Consider the following 19,393-nt stretch of genomic DNA (forward strand, 5'->3'; position numbering starts at 1 on the left):
TGCACCAAAATAGGCAGTTAAAAAACGAATTTTTTTGCCAGTCAGAGTCGTCTAGACAGATCCTAAACACCTTCTAATACTGCCAGCGAATCCCTGCTCTAACACTACGTCCCATTAAAGGTGCAGTGTCTTTTAGGAAAGACAAATGATTTTGCGCGTAGCTATCGAGTAAGTTTTCACCTTTTAACCAAACTCGCCAGTTTCCATATCGACTTTTAACTTTCCAATCTGCATACGCAGATAGCCAAGTGTAGCTGTCCGTTGCCGATTCATATTCCGCTAGCTTATTTGCTTCAAAAACGTGCTTCAAACTAATGTTGGCAGACCAGTTCATCGCTTGATAACCCAATTTCGTTAAATAGCTGTAAGGCGCGGTTCTTGGAAGAGAGTCACCATTATTTTTCTGGGCTAGGCTTGCTTCAAATTGGTTAGTCCAAATAACTGGGCGTTGTTTCCACTGCATCACCTGCCAATCATTGCGCACAGACCCACCGGCAAAAACTGCATCGGTTTGCATGGTTTGCCAAACATCACTTAAGTGAAATGGATCAATCAATGGTTTACCATTTTGATCATAGGCTGAATCTTGGTAGATATAATCCCAGAAGTAATAACCGTAAGTACTGAAGTGCCAATCGGATTGCTCTCCCTCTAAAGCAAGATCCCAATCTAAATTGACCGAGCGCTCTTTTTTCAAATCACGATTACCAAAAACATAACTATCGGTAGCATGATGAAATCCATTCCAATAAAGCTCATCCACACTAGGCAAGCGCTCTAAATAACTGAGGTTCACTTCGGATTGAATGTTCTGAGTCAACGGATGTTTTACACCAGCCGAAATGCTTCCTGCAAACTCGGTTTCATCTTGATAGTAATTGGCATCGACGCGGCTGGGCATCAGCCATGTTTCTTGAATATTACTGGAATCCGCCTGTAAAGCTCGCGCTTCAATATGCGCTCCAATACTCAGATAAACCTCTTCTCCCCATCCTAACAATGGTTTCTCAGCATTTGCACCAAGCATCCAAGTCTGTGTTTCAGTATTCGGCATGGGATGGCCGTGCGAATAAGGCAATCCTGTTGAACTTAGATAGTTCTCTAAAGACGCGCCAACATTGGTATCAATCCCACTTCGACTGGCTGTCGAAAAAGAATCACAAGCACCATGTTCATGACAGACTTTCAACTCATTTGTTCGATAACTGAGTTGCAATTTGCCTAACCAATCATCTAAATAGTAGTCTGCCGAAACAAGAGCTTGTAGCGCTTTTTGTCCAAATAAACCATCTTTGCGACCACCTTCGGTTTCATTATGCAGATAGTCGCTGTAACTCAAATCAAAACTTAGCTTATCAAGCTGTTCGAACAGCTCGGTTTCAGACCAATGCAAACTGTAAATGTCACGTTCCATATCAATACGAGTCGCTCTAGAAGTTTGGTTCGGAATTCCGTAATCTTTATCCAACGTCTCATAACTGACAATCACTTGTGCACTCGGTTTATAACGCCATCCAGCCACTAAGCTCGCCTGTTCCGTCAAAACATCCGAATCTTTTACTAAATTACCATGACCATCCGTGTAATCTTCCGTTTGAATACGATTTGCAGAGATGCCCACCGTAAACTGATCCGATGTAGCGACGGCTTTTCCGCCTAAACTTTGCAGATCGTTATTACTACCAACTTCAGCATCAACTTGTCCTGAAAACCCTTTTTCTGGAAATTGGTGATGTGACTCATTGACTAAGCGCACAGTTCCACCAGCACTGGCTCCATAAACTATAGAAGCAGGCCCCTTAAGCAATTCAATTCGTTCTGAAGCTTTTGGCATGACTCCAACCGCATGATCTTGGCTCATTGCAGAAAGATCATTCATTTCGGTATCATTTTGCAAAATCTTCACACGATAGCCGCTCATGCCACGGACAACAGGACGACCTACCGCAGGACCGTAACTCGCCGATTCCACACTGGCATGTTCCTGCAAATAATCTCCAAGCGTATTACCAGAAGCCTGTTGTTGCAGCAACTCAGAAGCGTTTGACTGCACCTGTCCATTTTGAGCATTGTTAGTTGCTTCAACTTCAACTGTCGGCAAAATTTCGTTGGCAATTGCAGGACAACTACACAGAGACAAAAGCGTAATAAATAGAGGGGGTTTTTTAAAAATAAATGACATACAGATTCCATTGTCTATAAACACAAAAACCACCGTTTGAATTACAACGGTGGTTTACAGTCGGCAAAATTAATTCAACACTTCGGTGCTTTATAATTCCGTTCTTACTTTTTAATGGTCATGTTCTTCATCATGTTCCGCGCCAGCTCCAAGCACAGCTAGCATATCCACATATTCACCGGCCGGTAAAATATCTGCCATATCCCAGACCGAATGTTGATGGTAATCCACGCCATGATTATCAACTAAATACAGTTTTTGAGTATCTGGAATAAACACAATCACACCATCATCACTTGCACGAGCAATGGTTGTTCGAGAACAGTTTGCAATAGACGAAACACCCTCTAAAGCAACAAACCCTTGCGTTGAAACTAAGCTAGAATCACCTTCTTCATAAAAATAGATTCGACCTGTATCCGTCAAAGCAAAGTGAGTTAAGGCTCCATGAGCATGCTCTTCAGCTCCGGCCTCTTCTTGTTCATGCTCAAATTTTTGATAAGGGTCAATATAAGCTCGACATAAGTTTTGCCCTTCCGGTAAAGCTTCAGCGAGTTCTTCGTTCAATTCATTTTGCTCAGCAATATGCGCATTTAAACGCTGCAAACCGTAATAAGCACCGCTACAAGTTCCTGCGTCTAAATCCTCTTGCGCACAATCATCTGCACCATAAAACTCATCACCACTATGCGCCGCTAAATCCGTGTCATGAAAATGCACTAATTGCGAGAAGTCTCCTGGACTTTCAGCCGTACCACCCAAAATAACATCACCCATTTGATAACTCGGCTTCATCAGCAAATATTTACCATCCAACCTTTCTTCATCAAGCAACATTCGAAAATCTGGCCACTGTACAAAAGATCCCAAAGACGACACATCGGTCAGTCGAAGTTTCTGCACAGCAGAATCACCACTACTGTCCGCTAAAGCGTTTAAATCGGTTAATTCATCAGTATCCGTTTGATAAGAATAATAATAAGGTCCTGTTGAATCGATCATTGTCAATGTTAGACCGGCCGGTAAACTTGATGTTTGAGGCATTTCTGAACCATCATCAGAACTTGAAGAACCTCCACCACCGCATCCAGTCAGTAGCAATGAGGCGACTCCAACTGCTGCTGCAAGTTTTCCTAATTTCAAACCATTTTTTATTTTGTGATTCATGATATTTCCCTAAAAAAGCGTTGTTATTTAAAACCATTTAAAACGTTATATCGTAACAAATAAAACGTAATAACATAACAGTTTTGTTTTCATAAAAACTTAAGCTGCAAATGGGTCTCGTATATTTTGCCAATACGAGATTCCTGCGTAGAGCTCATCTTCATCAAGTAAACAATCATCCAGTTGTTGAAGCATCTTTTTTGTATCAAGATCTTGACCGATAAAAACCAGTTCTTGACGCATATCTCCAAAAGGTTCAACCCATTTGGTTTTAATGAATTCTCGGGATTCAGAATCTTTCGGCCACTGCTCTTCAGGGACAGCTTTCCAAAACATTCCGGCCAAGCTATGGTGGGCGATACCGCCGGCCTGTTGCCAAACATTGGCGATTTGCGGTTGTGAGGCTAACCAAAAATAGCCTTTAGAGCGCAGAAGCCTGCCTTGAGGTAAATCTTGGTGCAAAAAGTCCCAAAACTTTTGCGGATGAAAGGGCTTTCGCGCCTTGAAAACAAAACTGCTAATGCCGTATTCTTCGGTTTCCGGCGTATGCTCTCCACGCATTTCTTTTAACCAGCCAGGCGCTTCTTGGGCTTTTTCAAAATTAAATAGACCGGTATTCAACACCTTCTTCAATTCAATTTGCCCTTTGACCATTGGATAAATTTGGGCTTGTGGATTCAATTTAGATAAGGTGGCTTTTAAGGTTTCAACATCCACATCATTCATTAAATCAATTTTTGAAATCAATAGCACATCAGCAAACTCAACCTGATCAATCAACAGATCAGCCACTGAACGCTCATCCTCTTCGCCCAAACTTTCCCCCGCTTCTTGCAACGATTGTGCTAGATGAAAGTCTTTCAGAAAATTCACTCCATCAATAACCGTTACCATTGTGTCCAAATTGGCAACATCTGACAGTGAACGTCCAAATTCATCTGCAAAAGTAAAGGTTTCAGCGACAGGCAAAGGCTCCGAAATCCCTGTCGATTCAATCAACAAATAATCAAAACGTCCTGATTCAGCCAAGTTTGCAACCTCAATCAAAAGGTCTTCTCGCAGAGTACAGCAGATACATCCGTTAGACATTTCGACCATCTTTTCTTGTGATCGGTTTAATTCAACTTCGCCATTCAATAAGTCAGCATCAATATTAACCTCACTCATATCATTGACAATGACAGCAACTCGCAAATCTTCACGGTTATTAAGAATTTGATTTAAAAGCGTCGTTTTACCGGCGCCTAAAAAACCCGATAAAACCGTGACCGGCAAGCGAGATGAAGTTTGTGGTACATTCGTCATAAGCTGAGTTCTCCTTATTTTAACAAAATGTTATAACGTAACATTTAAAAACTCAATAACGAAAAAGAAAGAAAGCGAATTTTTATAGGCTTTATTTAGGTTTGTGACCCGTCCTAAATAAGATTGACACTTTTTCTGAACCGAAAAGGAAAAAGTAATGTCTTCAAACACTAAGCGCACACAGCGCGATTATTCCCTCGCTTTTAAATTGTCCGTTGTAGACCAAGTCGAAAAAGGCGAAATGACTTATAAACAAGCGCAAGCACATTATGGTATCCAAGGACGATCTACCGTTTTAGTTTGGCTTAGAAAGCATGGTAAGTTAAATTGGTCTGACGCCAACGCCATTAACCGACATCTTCGAGGAATCATTATGCCGACGACTAAAGCTGAAAAGACGCCAGAGCAGCGCATTAAAGAGCTTGAACAAGAACTCGCCGAAGAAAAACTCAAAGCCCAATTCTTTGAAGGCGTCGTCAAAGTCATGAAAGAGGACTTTGGAGTTAGCTTGACAAAAAAGCGGTTAGCCGAGTTATCGATCAAAAACAGATCCAAGGGCTCAACATAAGCAATGCTTGTCGATTCTTACAGATAAGCCGTCAGGCTTACTACCAAGGATTACAAAGGCAGCGGCTCAAAGAAAAGCAATACCGGATGATTCTGGATTTTGTACAAGCGATACGTATCAGCCAGCCGCGGATTGGTACCCGAAAGCTACACAACTTGCTATTAGCTAAAGCCCAAGAAGGATTGAAGATTGGACGAGACAAGTTGTTTGACTTGTTACGTTGGCAGCGTTTATTAGTGCCTAATAAGCGAGCCTATCATAAAACCACGCACAGTCATCATCGGTTTTATAAGCACCCCAATCTCATCAAAGAGCAGGGGCAAAGGCGTTTAGCCAAAGCGCCAGAGAAACTCTGGGTTGCAGACATTACCTATTTACCAGTACAACACGGCCAGGCCTATCTCAGCTTAGTCACCGATGCCTGTTCTCGTAAGATCGTTGGCTACCATGTGCACGACACTTTGCATGCTCAACCAGTCCTTCAGGCATTAAAGAACGCAGTGAAAAATAGATTAGGAAAAGGGGCACTCATTCATCACTCGGATAGAGGGATTCAGTACTGTTCAAAACCTTATCAAGTGTTCCATGAAAAACATGGCATTATCTGTTCGATGACGGATGGTTATGATTGCTATCAAAACGCTTTGGCGGAGAGAGTGAACGGGATTCTGAAGAATGAGTTTTTATTAACCAAGCCAAAGGATGTTGATCAGGCTCGACAAATGGTGAAAGAGTCGATTGAAATCTACAATACTCAACGTCCACACTTGGCGTTAAAATACAAAACGCCCGATGAAGTTCATCGAGCGTTTTTTACCTGAAAAAAGTGTCAACTTATTTCAGGACGGGACATTGTAAGCTATTGATTGGTAAAAGAAGGTTACTGACAGCTTCTGCAAAGGCCGTGAATTTCTAAACTGGGTTGTTGAACTTTAAAATGAAGCTTTTCAGCTTGCTCTTGAATTTCATGAAGTAATGCATGAGAGATAAGAGCCTCTTCGACTGCCCCACATTCATCACAAATAAAAAACTGAGTCATATCATTATGCGAACAATGCTCTCCAATATGATCACACACCACAAATTGACGTGTTGAAGCCATGCGATGGATAAGGCCATTCTCTTCCAAAAAACTTAATGCACGATAAATGGTTGGAGGTTGAGCGCCCAGTTGAGCTCCATCACGGTATTTATCAAGAATGTCATAAGCACTCATTGGCTGCGCAGCATTCATAAGAATCGTTAGTACCGCTTCTCTTATCGGCGTAAATTTCTGGCCATTTGCTTGGCAAAGTTTTCTTGCATGTTCAATAGAATTCATTGGATACCTAATGTAATCGTTTCGACAATTATAAAAGACCTTCTTGAGAAATCTACAAACGCTGACACTTATTCGCAAACAATCATGGGCCTTATACGAAATAAACCTTCAGAGCTCCCATTTTTTAATGACAACAATTCTCATTTATTCTTGACTTTTAAATTGAGCTTCTTATCATTTATAAAAAATAACAATCATTATTATTTACATTAACAAATGTGACAAATTTTAGCTTTCTTGAAAAATTAAACATCCGGAACTCTAATTCATGAATCTTTATATCAGAAACAGTCTAAAACCACTGCAAGTCGCGATAATTATGGCAATTAGTAGCGCAACTTCTGCCCAAACAGAACGCTCTATGGTTTCGGTTGAAGATTCACTAACTCAATCTGAATCAAATTACACCCAAACCAATGATGGTCCCCCACCTCTATTCTATGAAAACCGAAGATAGCATATTGGATATATCTGGGGGCCACTTCTTGGTCAGCTTGCTTATGCAGGAACCAAACTCACTTTCTAAACACATTATTAATTAATACAGGAAGCCAAATTCAGATTTTTTTGACATTGGCTTTTACCATAAACGGCGACAAACCTTGAAGAATTACAATGAAAAACCTTACTCGTTTCCAATACTCAATGGAATTAAACCTCAATGAAGTGATTGCAGAAAACAATCAACTTAAAGAAACACTTTCCGCAACACAGAAAGAATTAAGCGTTTTAAAAAGCCAATATGCAGCACTCGAAGAAGACTTTATTCATGCACTAAAATGTGAGAATAAAGCCACCTGTCCCAAATCGAATGTTCCTCAAACCATTCGTAGCCCATCCACTCAGAAAAAATAGTCTCTTTTCCCCTCGGCTGAGTACATCAATTTTTTTGATACCGGCCGGTGGCTCCCATTCAATCGATTAAAAATAATTATTAAAAGGAAATGGTTGTTAGCAAAAAACTATCAATAGTTTAAAAATATTAAATTGGACTAAATGATTAAATCTAACTAACATTATCAACAAGCCAAATGGCTAGATAAACAAAACTAATCAAAAGGAAATTTGACATGGAAAACAACTTCTCTTTCCCACGTTTAAACGAAGCAGCACCAGCATTTGATGCAGTAACAACTCACGGTCGTAAAACTTTGGAAGACTACAAAGGAAAATGGTTAGTCCTATTTTCACACCCTGCAGATTTCACGCCTGTCTGTACCACAGAATTTATCGGCTTCCAAAATCGAAAAGCAGATTTTGATGCGATGAACTGTGAACTTTTGGGGCTTTCAATCGATTCACACCATTCTCATATTGCATGGGAACTAAATATTAAACAAAACTTTGGTGTTGAAATTGAATTCCCGATTATCGCTGACCTTGATATGAAAGTGGCGAAAGCCTACGGCATGGTCCACCCAGGAGCAGCAGATACTTCAGCCGTACGAGCGACCTTCATCATTGATCCAAACGGTGTATTACGTGCGATGGTGTACTACCCAATGAGCAACGGTCGTCAAATTGATGAATTCGTTCGTCTAGTAGAAGCGATGCAAACTTCCGATGAAAATAAAGTCGCTACACCGGAAAATTGGCGCAAAGGTGACCGCGTAATCGTGCCACCAGCGGCAACCGCTGAAGAAGCAAAAGCGCGTATGGAATCGGGTGAGTACGAGTGTAAAGACTTCTACTTCTGCACCAAAGCGCTTTAAGTCTTTTAACTGACTGATATATATGCTTATATCAAATTAGAGTTTTACCCCACAAAGCAATTTGCCTTGTGGGGTTTTGTCTTTTAAGAGTTAGCAGCCAATTGCTTTAGGAAATTATCCATAATTAGTAATTTCTGTCCTTTACTTCCATCAAAGTCTAACATTTCAGCGCGAGCTAAAATTTTTCCAAACAACACTTCTTCCTCATGCTGTTCTGCGATAAACCATTCGATAAAGTTAAACGTCGTATAGTCTTCTTTAGCGAACGCGGTTTTTGCGATGTTTTTAATCATTGCTGTGACTTTTTTCTCATGCTCAAACGCTGCATTAATCACATCCATTAAGTTGTCAAATTCGCGCGGCGCTTTATCAATTGCCTGAATAGTGACCGGAGCACCACACTCAGCCATATAGTTAAAAATTTTATCCATATGACCACGCTCTTCCAAAGAATGGTTACGGAAAAACTCGGAGGCACCTTCTAAGCCTGCACACTCACTCCATGCACACATCTGTAAATAAACATTTGACGCATAAAATTCAGCGTTGACTTGATCGTTTAATAAATTCGCAATTTTCTTATCCATTATTCGATTCTCCTTAATTTCAAAAATTTAGCATGCAACATTTTTGACCAACTAAACAGTACAAAAACACCACGCTTCGTAATCCATACTAAACTCGAATTAAACCATTGAGTAAAGTTTTGTATAAATCATTTTTATCTTACATAAAAATAACAATAACGCGAATCATTATTATTTACTTGTAAATAATTTTTGGTTAACTATAATGCGATTCATTATTATTTACATTTTAAAAATCAACAACAAACACTCTCAACTAAAAAAACAAAATTCTTAACTTAAGAATCACGTCATATGAGAGCAACTGTTTACTCAACTTAACACTGCTTAAGACTTTATCCGGCACGCAAATAAAGTCATTAAGGAAACATCACAACAAAGGATAGAATGATGACCAATAAACCTTTGAACCGACTCAATCAGGAAATGAGCGGTGTCACTTTCAAACCCAAAAGTGTTTTAAACCGAACAACAACTCAAGCCATTACACTGGGTCTTGCTGCGAGCTTAGCCACCTCTGCCTCTTATGCTGAGGAACAGAAGAAAACGATCGACTTAGACCAAGTACAAGTAGAAGGTCAAAAAATTGATGACAACCCTTATGCGGAAAAAGATGCGCCTTACAAAGCGAATTTCTCAGGTGATGCGCGTCGTGTAAAACCGCTTGCTGAAACGCCACAAACCATTCAGGTACTTACCCAAACTCAATTGGAAGAAGCTGGACAAACAGACTTAAAAGATATCGTTCAATCCCAACCGGGTATCACACTAGGCACTGGTGAAAACGGAAATGCCTTTGGGGATCGTTACATTATCCGAGGGCATGAAGCACGTTCTGATGTGTTTGTTGATGGTTTGCGTGATCCTGGAATGACCACTCGTGAAAGCTTTGCAACAGAACAAATTGAAATCACCAAAGGGCCAAGCTCAACCTTTGCCGGCCGAGGCGCAACTGGTGGAGCGGTTAACTCCGTTACCAAACAAGCGAATCTTGGACGTAGCTTTAACAAGCTGTCTGGTGGCTGGGGAACCGATGATTATCACCGCTATACGCTAGACTCCAATATTGTACTGACTGACGACGCAGCCGTTCGTATTAATATTTTGGACGCTTATGAAGAAGCACCAGATCGCGCACCGGTTGACCGTGATCGAGAAGGGCTCGCAGCTTCTCTATTCTGGGCACCAACGGATAAATTAGACTTTACGCTGGATCACTATCATCTAGATGCCGATGACACGCCTGATTTAGGGACTTACCAGAATAGAACATCCGGCCAAATCAACCATAATTTGCCAGCTTATGCGCAAGAACAAGACTTCTTAAAATCGACCATTGATACCACTACTTTAAAAGTAGGCTATCAAGCGGCGAATAACTTGCGACTTGAAAATACCACACGTTACGGTAAAACCGATAATGGTTATGTCGTCAGTGGTGCAAGTGGTACGAGCGCTGTCGATGCTGACGGAAATGCGCTCTACGATACTGTATCCATTAAAAATCCTGCACCTCAGGGCTGGCAGGATGTGGAATATTTCGCCAATGTGTTAAATGCATTTTATGACACTGAAATTGGTGGCATGCAACATCAATTTGTCTTCAGCGGAGAGTACAGCAATCACAAGGTCTTAAACGGTGTCTACAATGTTGAGAACCTTGGTGAAAGCAACTGTCTAGTCAATGGACGCCGCGGAATTAGTGAAGGCTATTGTATTCAAAATGCTGACGGAAGCTACATCAGCAACCTTAACAGCTTTATTGGTCGTTCCATTGCTAAAGGCGACTGGGATTCCGATTGGCAAATGAAAACTACCTCTTTGGCGGCCATGGATACGATTGATGTCACTGATAAACTTTCGGTATTCGCTGGTGTTCGTTTTGACAAAGTAGACCTAAACCTTGAAACTCAAGGACGCTCGGAAGGTGATTACGATTATAGCGACAACCTTTGGAATGGACATTTAGGCTTTGTCTATAAAGTTGCTGAAAATGGTAATATCTATGCAACCTACAGCTCGGCAACGAACGTGAATGGTGGCGAATCAGATGTAGGAACCTCATCTGGTTATGGCGGTTTCTTAGTTGATTCAACGGCTTTGAACGATCCTGATCCAGAAACAACCAACAGTTTTGAATTGGGAACTAAGTGGCAGTTTAATAACAATAAATTACTGGCAACCGCAGCGGTCTTCCAAACGACTAAAAGCGACGTAATGGAAGGTTCTGGATATGATGAAGTCGGTACTTATAATTCAGGTGAAAACCGAGTCCGCGGGATTGAATTAGGATTAGTTGGGAATATCACCAGCAAGTTCAGTGCACAAGTCGCTTTAACAGCAATGGATTCCGAAGTAACGGACTCTTATAACGAGGACAATATCGGTAAATCACTAAGTAACTTTGCCGATAACCAAGCGTTTGCTCAGTTAAGATACCAACTAACACCGAAATTCTCGTTTGGAGGGAATGCAACTTACGTGAGTGAAATGTATGCTGGACAACCAGATACTGCGGCTGGAAATGTCAAAGTACCGAGTTATACAAAATATGACCTGTTTGCCACCTATCGCTTTACCAATAATCTTGATATGCGTGTAAATGTTGGAAACATCACGAATGAAGACTACTACCTAGCGGCTTACCGAAGCGGCGGATTCATGTACAAAGGCGATGCACGCAATGCCTATGTTACGGTGAATTATGAGTTCTAAGACTCCTCCTCAATAAACGAAGGTTTAATTGTTTCCTTCCATGTTTCCTCAGCCAATCTTGTATTGGCTGAGTTTTATTTTTTAAGGCGAAAAAATCATGTTTGATGACTATCAAGAACTACAACGTCACGTTTTGTGTGCGCAAGATTTTGAAGCACTTGCTCAGACCAAACTTGATGAAGCTTTGTTTGCCTATATTTCTGGAGGCAGTGGCCAAGAAATTACCTTACAGCGCAATCGCACAGCATTTGAACAAACGACAATCATGCCAAATAGCCTAGAAGATGTCTCACAAGGCCACTGTCAATGGAGCTATCAAGATCATACTTTTTCCGCGCCTATTTTGCTCGCTCCGGTCGCTCAACAAGCAATGGTGCATGAGCTCGGTGAAGTCGCCAGTGCCCAAGCAGCTGAAGCGATTAATCAAGGTATCGTTTTAAGTACACTTTCTAGCTATGATTTAGAAACCATCTCAGAAAATTCTAGCGGCTGGAAAGCGTTTCAATTGTATGCTCAACCAGAACTAAATGATTCTTTAGATTTAATCCAGCGAGCCAAAGATAGTGGCTATCAAGCGATTGTCATCACGATTGACACCCCGATACAGCAAGTTTCACTCAAAGCCAAACATTTAGGTTTCCAACTGCCAACCTCAGTACCAAACAATCTCAAACCTTACCGGCCGGTAGAACTTGCTAACCTTTCTGAGAAAGACAGTTATGTTTTTCAAGGAATTATGTCCCAGGCATTAAACTGGCAATCACTTGAACAATTAATCACCTATTGCCAGCAATTAGAACTACCTGTTTGGATCAAAGGCGTTATCAATCCGCAACAAGCGTTACGTTTAAAACAGCTCGGTGCAGATGGCTTGATTGTCTCTAATCATGGGGGTCGAGCGCTTGAAGGAATACCAAGCAGTATCGAAGTTTTGCCGCAGATTCGCCAAGCTGTTGGAAGTGAAATGACTCTTTTATTAGACAGCGGCATTCGCAGCGGACAGGATATCTTTAAAGCCTTGGCCATTGGTGCTGACGCGGTTTTAATCGGTCGCCTACAGCTATATGCTTTAGCGGTGGGCGGTGCAATGGGCATCGTACACCTATTGAAACTACTTACCGAAGAGCTGCAAATGACCATGGCTCTTTGCGGTTGTGAAACATTACAAGCGATTTCATCACGACAACTTTGGGAGACTCAGCAATGTTTCAAGTGATTAATCACGTTTTTTCTGCCACAGAATGCGCTGAAATTCGTCAACAATTAGAGCAAGGAAAGTGGATTGACGGCGCTCTTACCGCTGGAACTCTTGCCCAACGCGTCAAGCAAAACCTTCAACTAGATGATCAACAGGAAATCGCACAACAATTAAGTCAGGACGTTGAGCAAAGATTAATCCAAACACCCGAATTTGTCAGTCATGCATTACCCAATATTTTCTATCCACCAAAATTCAACCTCTATCAAAACGGTGGTTTTTATGGCGCACACGTAGATAATGCTATCCTTCAACATCCTTACCGGCCGGTGCAAATGCGAGCAGATTTATCTGCGACTTTATTTTTAAACGATCCGGAAAGTTATGAGGGTGGCGCACTGCAAATTGACACGGGTATGGGCGTACAAGAAATAAAGCTGAATGCGGGTGATATGATTTTATATGACTCAGGGGCACTGCATCAGGTATTACCGGTGACCAAAGGTCAAAGAATTGCCAGTTTCATGTGGATTCAAAGCTTGGTACAAGACTCCAAAAATCGCGCAATGCTTTATCAGCTCGATAACAGCATTCAAACCCTTCGCTTGGAACTGACAGATGAACATGAGCAAGTACAGCAGTTAACAGAGCTTTATCACAACTTATTAAGATGCTGGACCAAGTAAATCTCATTAACTTCATTGCAATTTTGGGTCAATCACCTGAAAATTTTATGAAAATCAGCAATTAAATTAAGTACTTTCCGCCTTTTTGTAAATATCTCTGTATACTGGTAGCTGTTCAATAAGTTATTGAATTTTCAAGACCGACTTCCGGATGGTGATAGGGAGGATCGGCGTAAGTTATTCACCCTATTACATCGAGTATATTATGATCAAAGGTACAGTTAAGTGGTTCAGCGAAGAGAAAGGTTACGGATTTATTACACCAGAGGATGGTAGTAAAGATCTTTTCGTTCACCATTCACAAATTCAAAATGACGGTGGTTTCAGAACTTTGAAAGACGGTCAAGACGTGAGCTATGAAGTTGGTGATGGTCCTAAGGGTCCATGTGCAACAAACGTAAAAGCACACTAAAATTTAAGTCATAAAGCCAGTTTTCGAACTGGCTTTTTTCCCATCTCTCCTATCATTTTTCGCGCCATATTCCAAAATTCTTACCTACAGCCGTCTCTGTAAACTCTAACTTCTCTTTTTCTTAGTCTTTTTTCATGAGCCTTTTAATTTAGTCTCGATTCATGTTTGACCTTTAACAAAACGCTTTGCTCATCTGCATTTCTTAAATTGCCGTGGTCAATTAGTGTTTCAAGAATGCTTCACAGTGCATTATTCTCACCACTAAATACGAATCATTATTATTTCCTTGACATTAATTAATTTATAAATAAAATGCGAATCATTATCAGTTTTATATTTATTAATAAATCATTCTCAAATTATGAAATTTCGTCGTTTCACCAAACCCCAATAACGGAAGTTGAAACAGAAATAGAGACGTGAACCAGTAAAAGGAAAGCAACATGACAGGGACCGTTTTTTCAAAGTCAAACTCAAATAAACCACTCTCCGCAGCGATTTCTTTAATTATTGCGTCAGGCTTTGCAAGCCAAGCAGCGATTGCAGAAACCACCATGCAACTGCCTCGTATCAGCATCATTGATTCAGCCCCACAGGCCGAGCTAGAACAAGCAGGCTCGGTAAAAGTCATCAATAAAGAACAGTTGGAACTTCAACAGCCCTTGTCCACTGAAGACGCACTGAAACGCGTTGCTGGGGTCAACATTAAGGGCGAGGAAGAATCTGCAGTGGTGGCCAATATCGGGCTTCGAGGTTTAAGTGCAGCAGAAACTAAAACCTTAATTTTGGAAGATGGTGTTCCAGTTGCCCCCGGCTTGTTTATTGGCAATGGCCGATATTACAACCCACGTATTCAACACATTGAAAGTATTGAGGTCTTAAAAGGCGCCTCGTCTTTGCGCTATGGCCCATCAACCATTGGTGGGGTGATTAACTATCAATCGAAAACACCTGAAGAAGGTGTCGCTGTTTCTGGCCGAGTTGGGTCATTTGGACTTAAAGAGGCAACCATTGAAGCTGGAGCCGTGTCTAAGTCAGGTGACGGGCAAATGGGAGTCATTTATACCCATGCAGACAGTGATGGTTTCCAAGATAAAGATTATCAAATGGACGACTTGATGATTAAAGGCGGCATGGAACTCAAAAACGATCAGTGGATCGGTGTCAAAGTTGGCTATTATAAAAATGATGCCAATATTTCATACCGAGGGTTGTTCCTCGAAGACTATCTGAAAGGGGCAAGTTATAACCCCGCACCCGATGATTATTATCTAACGGAAAGAAAGTCGGTTGATATCAACCACGAATGGGACATCAATGACAAAGCCTTATTAAAAACAGTCATTTACTGGAGTGAAGTCAGTCGTGATTATTGGCGTTACAGTGTAGACACGGACGCCTCAAACCTTGCCGGCCGATGGGTGTACACCGATGACCTAACCGGTAACAATCGCTCCTTTGAACGTGCCGGTTTTGATTCCAGACTCAGCCTGAATCACAACTTACTTGATATGAACAATGAAGCAGAATTTGGGATTCGCTATTTTGTCGAAAGCTCAAACGATACCCGTATTCGTGCAACGCGTGACCAAGACCGAACTGGAATCAATGACCGTCACCGCCAAGATACAGCGAAGAGTTTTGCTGTGTTTGCACAAAACCGCTTTGACGTAACGGATCGCTTGAGTGTAACACCAGGCCTGCGTATAGAATCCTATGAGCAAACTCGAAAAATCCTGACGGACAATAACGCAGAAGAGTCAACCGACAATACTGAATTACTACCAGGTATCGGTATGACCTATCAATTAACTGACTCTACCCAGATATTTGCGAGTGCTTACAAAGCCTTTTCTCCAGCAGAAAACGCGGCCGCTTTAGATGGTTTAACAGACCAGCAGCTTGATGCCGAACGCTCTAACAATCTTGAGCTAGGGATTCGAGGTCAAAAAGACCAATTAAACTTTGAAGTCGTTGCTTTCCAAATGGATTTCTCAAACCAAGTTGTTGATGGTAACTCTGATCCAAACCTTTCTAAACAAAATGGTGGCTCTACCCTTCACCGTGGTGCAGAATTAGTGCTTGGTTATAACTTTGGCTCCGGCTGGAGAATGGATAGTAACTTTACGTGGATCCCGACTTCTGAGTTTGAAAGTGGCGACAATAAAGGCAATCGCATTAGCTACTCACCTGAAATTCTTGCTAACTTGGAAATCAGCTATCAAAATAATGGCCTAAAAACAGCTCTTGCTGTACACCATTCTGACTCTCAATTCGCTGACAGCTCAAACACTGTCAATTTACCTACTGGTGCCGCGGGTGGAATCTGGGGAGGTAAGTTAGACTCTTATACGACATTAGATTTCCATGCTAGCTATGACGTCAACAAGCAATTTAAAGTGTTTGGTTCGGTGAAAAACCTAACCGATGAACGTTACATTGCTGGCTTGCGTCAAGGGATCTATGCAGGACCAGAGCGTAACTTTGAGTTAGGCGCTAAATATAAATTCTAACTCCCTATCTCATTTCAAGAGTTGCAACCAAAACAATTGTTTTGGTTGCAACTTAAAAAATACATCCCCACCCCCAAAATCAATCTAGCTTACTGATAAATATTTTTTGCACTTGCCTCTCACATTTAACGCTAAAATGCCCGCTGAAATAAAATCAGGACTGGTTATCTATGTTAAATTTTCAGCGTCTTCAAGAAATGGTCACCCTTTCAAGTATTGAATTATTGGAGATTGTTGACTACCACGAGTTTTTGCAAAAAAACACCCACGATTTTGAAAGTGCCATTAAAACCTGGCTAAAAAAATACAATATCAAATGTGATGAAGATACCCTTGAGGTCATGTTGCCGGAGTATTTCACGACCATTATTTCTGGAAGTTACGGCTACGACTTCTACGTCATTCAATACCGCCAAGCAATGCACTGGCGCTTATGTGGACTTACACAATCAAAATCGCTTTTGTTAATAAGTCATATTCGAAAGCTTTTAATCCTCTATTCAGAAAAAGTGGCATCACACAATCTTGCCAAAGGCTTGTGTCACGTTTTAGACATGTCCCAATCAATTGTTGCGACCGTTTATCAAATCTCGGATGAAGTCGAACGTATGCGTTTTCATGCTGAAAATGAACTCAAGCGCATTAAACGTTCTTTTGGCTTACTCTCTATGGAGCCTCCTCAAGCATTGATACAACCTTTTCTTGACCACCTGAATTGGAAATTCAATGCTTTTTCAGCTGCTTTAGGTGAAAGAAACTTCTCTGACGAGATAGAAATTTCTCATACCAAGTGTCGTCTTGCTAAATGGCTAGCTGCAGAGGGTGAAGGCCTTATTCCCGAAAAGGAACTCGATAAATTTCATCACTCACACAAACGTATTCACCAACTCGGCGCCTTAGCCATTGAGCATTCAGATTTAAAACAGCCAGAAAAAGTGGTTGAACTACTCAATGAAATGGAAGTCCACTCCCAAGTCGTCAGTGAAACTTTATTGAATGTGATTGAAGACGAATTTATCCGCCTAGCCACATCGGACGTTTTAACAGGCATGCCCAACAAACGCTCTTTTGAACTCGAGTTCTCTAAAAATATCGCCTTTGCAGAACGGCATAATTACTGGGTTGGACTAGTATTAATCGATGTCGACTATTTTAAAAAAGTTAATGACACCTATGGCCACTTAATTGGCGACAAAGTTTTAAAAGAAATCTCAGAACTGATTACAGAAACCGCTAGAACTGAAGAAACCACCTATCGTTGGGGTGGAGAGGAATTTGCGGTCGTTACACTTGATAAACAACCGGGAGGAGCAGAATCGTTAGCCGAACGCATTCGCAAAGCCGTGGAAATCCATAGCTTCTGCGCTAATAGCAAGCACCCTTTATCACTAAGTGTTAGTTGTGGATCTATTTGCTTTAAACCTCCTTGTAAACAACCCAACCATGAGCTATTTGCTCTAGTTGACAAGCAGCTTTATGAGGCTAAAAATGCAGGCAGAAACTGCATCGTACACAAAACGCTTGATTGAAACTAACCAACTAAAAAACACCCCATCGTTAAATGGGGCGTTTTTTGATACACGTTTAAAGTCTTTTAATAGACCCTAAAGAATTATTATTGGCTAGCGACATGCTACACAAAGGTCGAAAACGGATAAAACGCCACCGTATCACCTTTAGCAATCGTCGTATCCTCTGGAATTACCGCAAACCCTTCTGCCCAGGAAGCAGACATCAAAACCCCTGAACTTTGGTTTGGGAAAATCTCCACCACCGATTCTTGACGCTTATTGGTAATGCGTGCACGCAGAAACTCACGACGAAAATTGGCTTTTGGCCAATCAAAATCGGCTGCCAACCAAATTGGATTGGTTTTGATTTGTGTAGTACCCTGCATTTTCATCAAATACGGACGCGCAAACAGTTTAAAGGTCGCAAAGGCGGACACTGGGTTGCCCGGCAACCCAAAGAACGGCACAACGCCTTTATCCGTTTTCAAACGACCATACGCCAACGGCTTACCTGGTTTCATTTTGACTTTCCAAGTATACAACTCACCGAGCTGTTCAATCGCTGGTTTAATATGGTCTTCTTCACCAACCGACACACCTCCAGTGGTCATAACAATATCAGCCATGTCCGCTGCTTTTTTCATAGCCGATACAGTCGAATCTAATGAGTCTTCCACACGCCCTAAATCAATCAATTCAAAACCAAGCTGAGGAATCAAACCACTCAAAGTGTAGCGATTGGCATTATAGATTTTACCTTCTTCTGCTGCTTCACCCGGTTCAAGCAATTCATCGCCGGTGGTAAAGGTTGCAATTTTCAACGGCTGATAAACTTCAATTTGGCCAATACCAATCGAACTAATCAACCCTAGCTCTTGAGGCCGTAAACGCGTACCAGCTTTGAGAATGGTTTGGCCAGAGGTAATGTCTTCGCCTTTTTTACGAATATACTCACCTGGGGTTGCTTTGACTCTGATCTGAATTTTGCCATCAACTTCTTCGGTGTCTTCTTGCATCACCACTTGATTGGCACCGGCCGGTATTGGTGCACCTGTGAAGATTCTGGCAATCGAACCGTGCTCAAGCTCTTTACCGACTTCACCAGCAGCAATGCGCTGACTCACCGGAAACGTATCCGCATGCTCTAAGTCAAACGAATGTAGAACATAACCGTCCATCTGACTATTGTCATGAGGGGGGACATTCACACTCGAAGTAATATCTTGAGCTAAAATGCGATAAAGCCCATCAGCGACATTAATGGTTTCAGTTTGAGTGGTGACCTGAACATCGTTCAGTAAGGCATAAAGCGTTTCATCAAAAGTTTTCATGTTTTATTTTGCTTTCATTAGATATTTGAAATTATTAGTGATAATTGGAAGGCTCGCACACATAACCTCTCCTTTGAAGGAGATTGGATAGATTCACTTAGCGAACGCATTTTGAAAAAGCGTCGAATTTGTCCGAGCTGGTTTACAAGCGAGTTATGAGACATCAAAATGCAAGCTTAGTGAAT

Annotated in this window: 15 protein-coding genes; 9 read left to right on the forward strand and 6 right to left on the reverse strand. The window is 41.4% G+C overall.

The genetic code is table 11. The annotated features are described in order from the left end of the window. Positions 1-73 precede the first annotated feature (73 nt). From D9T12_RS11415 to zigA, 3 genes are all read right to left on the reverse strand, one after another. Entirely contained in the window at positions 74-2,182 is a 2,109-nt protein-coding gene (locus D9T12_RS11415; protein WP_130538289.1) for a TonB-dependent receptor, read from the reverse strand. A 111-nt stretch (positions 2,183-2,293) separates the two neighbouring features. Next, positions 2,294-3,349, reverse strand: coding sequence for a hypothetical protein (locus D9T12_RS11420; protein WP_130538290.1), 1,056 nt, complete (start codon positions 3,347-3,349; stop codon positions 2,294-2,296). Positions 3,350-3,448: 99 nt separating this feature from the next. Continuing rightward, positions 3,449-4,654 carry a zinc metallochaperone GTPase ZigA gene (gene zigA / locus D9T12_RS11425; protein ID WP_130538291.1) on the reverse strand — a complete coding sequence of 402 codons (1,206 nt, stop codon included), beginning with the start codon at positions 4,652-4,654 and terminating at the stop codon, positions 3,449-3,451. A gap of 157 nt (positions 4,655-4,811) precedes the next feature. Here zigA and D9T12_RS11430 point away from each other — a divergent pair. After that, positions 4,812-6,043 (forward strand): IS3 family transposase gene (locus tag D9T12_RS11430; protein WP_130536334.1). Its coding sequence is split into 2 segments (ribosomal slippage): positions 4,812-5,166 and positions 5,166-6,043, totalling 1,233 coding nucleotides; the frame shifts between segments, so codons are not numbered across the junction. A 59-nt stretch (positions 6,044-6,102) separates the two neighbouring features. Here the strand turns inward: D9T12_RS11430 and D9T12_RS11435 are convergent. Continuing rightward, a complete protein-coding gene (locus D9T12_RS11435; protein ID WP_130538292.1) occupies positions 6,103-6,543 on the reverse strand; it encodes a Fur family transcriptional regulator in 441 nt (146 codons plus the stop codon). A gap of 615 nt (positions 6,544-7,158) precedes the next feature. Here D9T12_RS11435 and D9T12_RS11440 point away from each other — a divergent pair. Together D9T12_RS11440 and D9T12_RS11445 are read left to right on the forward strand one after the other, a co-directional pair. Next, positions 7,159-7,398, forward strand: coding sequence for a hypothetical protein (locus D9T12_RS11440; RefSeq protein WP_130538293.1), 240 nt, complete (start codon positions 7,159-7,161; stop codon positions 7,396-7,398). 215 nt (positions 7,399-7,613) lie between these two features. Beyond that, positions 7,614-8,255, forward strand: a complete 642-nt coding sequence (locus D9T12_RS11445; RefSeq protein WP_130538294.1) for a peroxiredoxin — start codon at positions 7,614-7,616, stop codon at positions 8,253-8,255. 83 nt (positions 8,256-8,338) lie between these two features. Here D9T12_RS11445 and D9T12_RS11450 read toward each other — a convergent pair whose 3' ends face one another. Beyond that, a complete protein-coding gene (locus D9T12_RS11450) occupies positions 8,339-8,842 on the reverse strand; it encodes a ferritin (RefSeq protein WP_240693187.1) in 504 nt (167 codons plus the stop codon). Positions 8,843-9,232: 390 nt separating this feature from the next. Between D9T12_RS11450 and D9T12_RS11455 the strand changes: the two genes are divergently transcribed. The 6 genes from D9T12_RS11455 (at position 9,233) to D9T12_RS11480 (ending at position 17,895) form a co-directional block, all read left to right on the forward strand. Continuing rightward, on the forward strand, positions 9,233-11,557 hold the full coding sequence (locus tag D9T12_RS11455; RefSeq protein ID WP_206199102.1) for a TonB-dependent receptor: 2,325 nt from the start codon (positions 9,233-9,235) through the stop codon (positions 11,555-11,557). A 97-nt stretch (positions 11,558-11,654) separates the two neighbouring features. Beyond that, complete coding sequence (locus D9T12_RS11460; protein ID WP_130538296.1) at positions 11,655-12,773, forward strand: alpha-hydroxy acid oxidase; 1,119 nt, start codon at positions 11,655-11,657, stop codon at positions 12,771-12,773. Further along, positions 12,761-13,441, forward strand: a complete 681-nt coding sequence (locus D9T12_RS11465; protein WP_130538297.1) for a Fe2+-dependent dioxygenase — start codon at positions 12,761-12,763, stop codon at positions 13,439-13,441. Before D9T12_RS11460 ends, D9T12_RS11465 begins: the two co-directional genes overlap by 13 nt. A gap of 205 nt (positions 13,442-13,646) precedes the next feature. Continuing rightward, complete coding sequence (locus D9T12_RS11470; protein WP_130538298.1) at positions 13,647-13,853, forward strand: cold-shock protein; 207 nt, start codon at positions 13,647-13,649, stop codon at positions 13,851-13,853. A 443-nt stretch (positions 13,854-14,296) separates the two neighbouring features. Then, the gene (locus D9T12_RS11475; RefSeq protein ID WP_130538299.1) at positions 14,297-16,366 is read left to right on the forward strand and encodes a TonB-dependent receptor family protein; all 2,070 of its coding nucleotides are present in this window, start codon (positions 14,297-14,299) and stop codon (positions 16,364-16,366) included. 170 nt (positions 16,367-16,536) lie between these two features. After that, a complete protein-coding gene (locus tag D9T12_RS11480) occupies positions 16,537-17,895 on the forward strand; it encodes a sensor domain-containing diguanylate cyclase (RefSeq protein ID WP_130538300.1) in 1,359 nt (452 codons plus the stop codon). A 104-nt stretch (positions 17,896-17,999) separates the two neighbouring features. Here D9T12_RS11480 and D9T12_RS11485 read toward each other — a convergent pair whose 3' ends face one another. Continuing rightward, positions 18,000-19,208, reverse strand: a complete 1,209-nt coding sequence (locus tag D9T12_RS11485) for a molybdopterin molybdotransferase MoeA (protein WP_165395113.1) — start codon at positions 19,206-19,208, stop codon at positions 18,000-18,002. Positions 19,209-19,393 lie beyond the last annotated feature (185 nt).

The sequence above is a fragment of the Thiomicrorhabdus indica genome (assembly GCF_004293625.1).
Taxonomy (GTDB): domain Bacteria; phylum Pseudomonadota; class Gammaproteobacteria; order Thiomicrospirales; family Thiomicrospiraceae; genus Thiomicrorhabdus; species Thiomicrorhabdus indica.

Bases quoted from the DNA above. Each gene is read 5' to 3' on its own strand.
- D9T12_RS11465 (WP_130538297.1), top strand. From the start codon at position 12,761: ATGTTTCAAGTGATTAATCACGTTTTTTCTGCCACAGAATGCGCTGAA.
- D9T12_RS11480 (WP_130538300.1), top strand. From the start codon at position 16,537: ATGTTAAATTTTCAGCGTCTTCAAGAAATGGTCACCCTTTCAAGTATT.
- D9T12_RS11470 (WP_130538298.1), top strand. From the start codon at position 13,647: ATGATCAAAGGTACAGTTAAGTGGTTCAGCGAAGAGAAAGGTTACGGA.
- zigA (WP_130538291.1), bottom strand. From the start codon at position 4,654: ATGACGAATGTACCACAAACTTCATCTCGCTTGCCGGTCACGGTTTTA.
- D9T12_RS11455 (WP_206199102.1), top strand. From the start codon at position 9,233: ATGACCAATAAACCTTTGAACCGACTCAATCAGGAAATGAGCGGTGTC.
- D9T12_RS11485 (WP_165395113.1), bottom strand. From the start codon at position 19,208: ATGAAAACTTTTGATGAAACGCTTTATGCCTTACTGAACGATGTTCAG.
- D9T12_RS11420 (WP_130538290.1), bottom strand. From the start codon at position 3,349: ATGAATCACAAAATAAAAAATGGTTTGAAATTAGGAAAACTTGCAGCA.
- D9T12_RS11440 (WP_130538293.1), top strand. From the start codon at position 7,159: ATGAAAAACCTTACTCGTTTCCAATACTCAATGGAATTAAACCTCAAT.
- D9T12_RS11415 (WP_130538289.1), bottom strand. From the start codon at position 2,182: ATGTCATTTATTTTTAAAAAACCCCCTCTATTTATTACGCTTTTGTCT.
- D9T12_RS11460 (WP_130538296.1), top strand. From the start codon at position 11,655: ATGTTTGATGACTATCAAGAACTACAACGTCACGTTTTGTGTGCGCAA.
- D9T12_RS11445 (WP_130538294.1), top strand. From the start codon at position 7,614: ATGGAAAACAACTTCTCTTTCCCACGTTTAAACGAAGCAGCACCAGCA.
- D9T12_RS11450 (WP_240693187.1), bottom strand. From the start codon at position 8,842: ATGGATAAGAAAATTGCGAATTTATTAAACGATCAAGTCAACGCTGAA.
- D9T12_RS11475 (WP_130538299.1), top strand. From the start codon at position 14,297: ATGACAGGGACCGTTTTTTCAAAGTCAAACTCAAATAAACCACTCTCC.
- D9T12_RS11435 (WP_130538292.1), bottom strand. From the start codon at position 6,543: ATGAATTCTATTGAACATGCAAGAAAACTTTGCCAAGCAAATGGCCAG.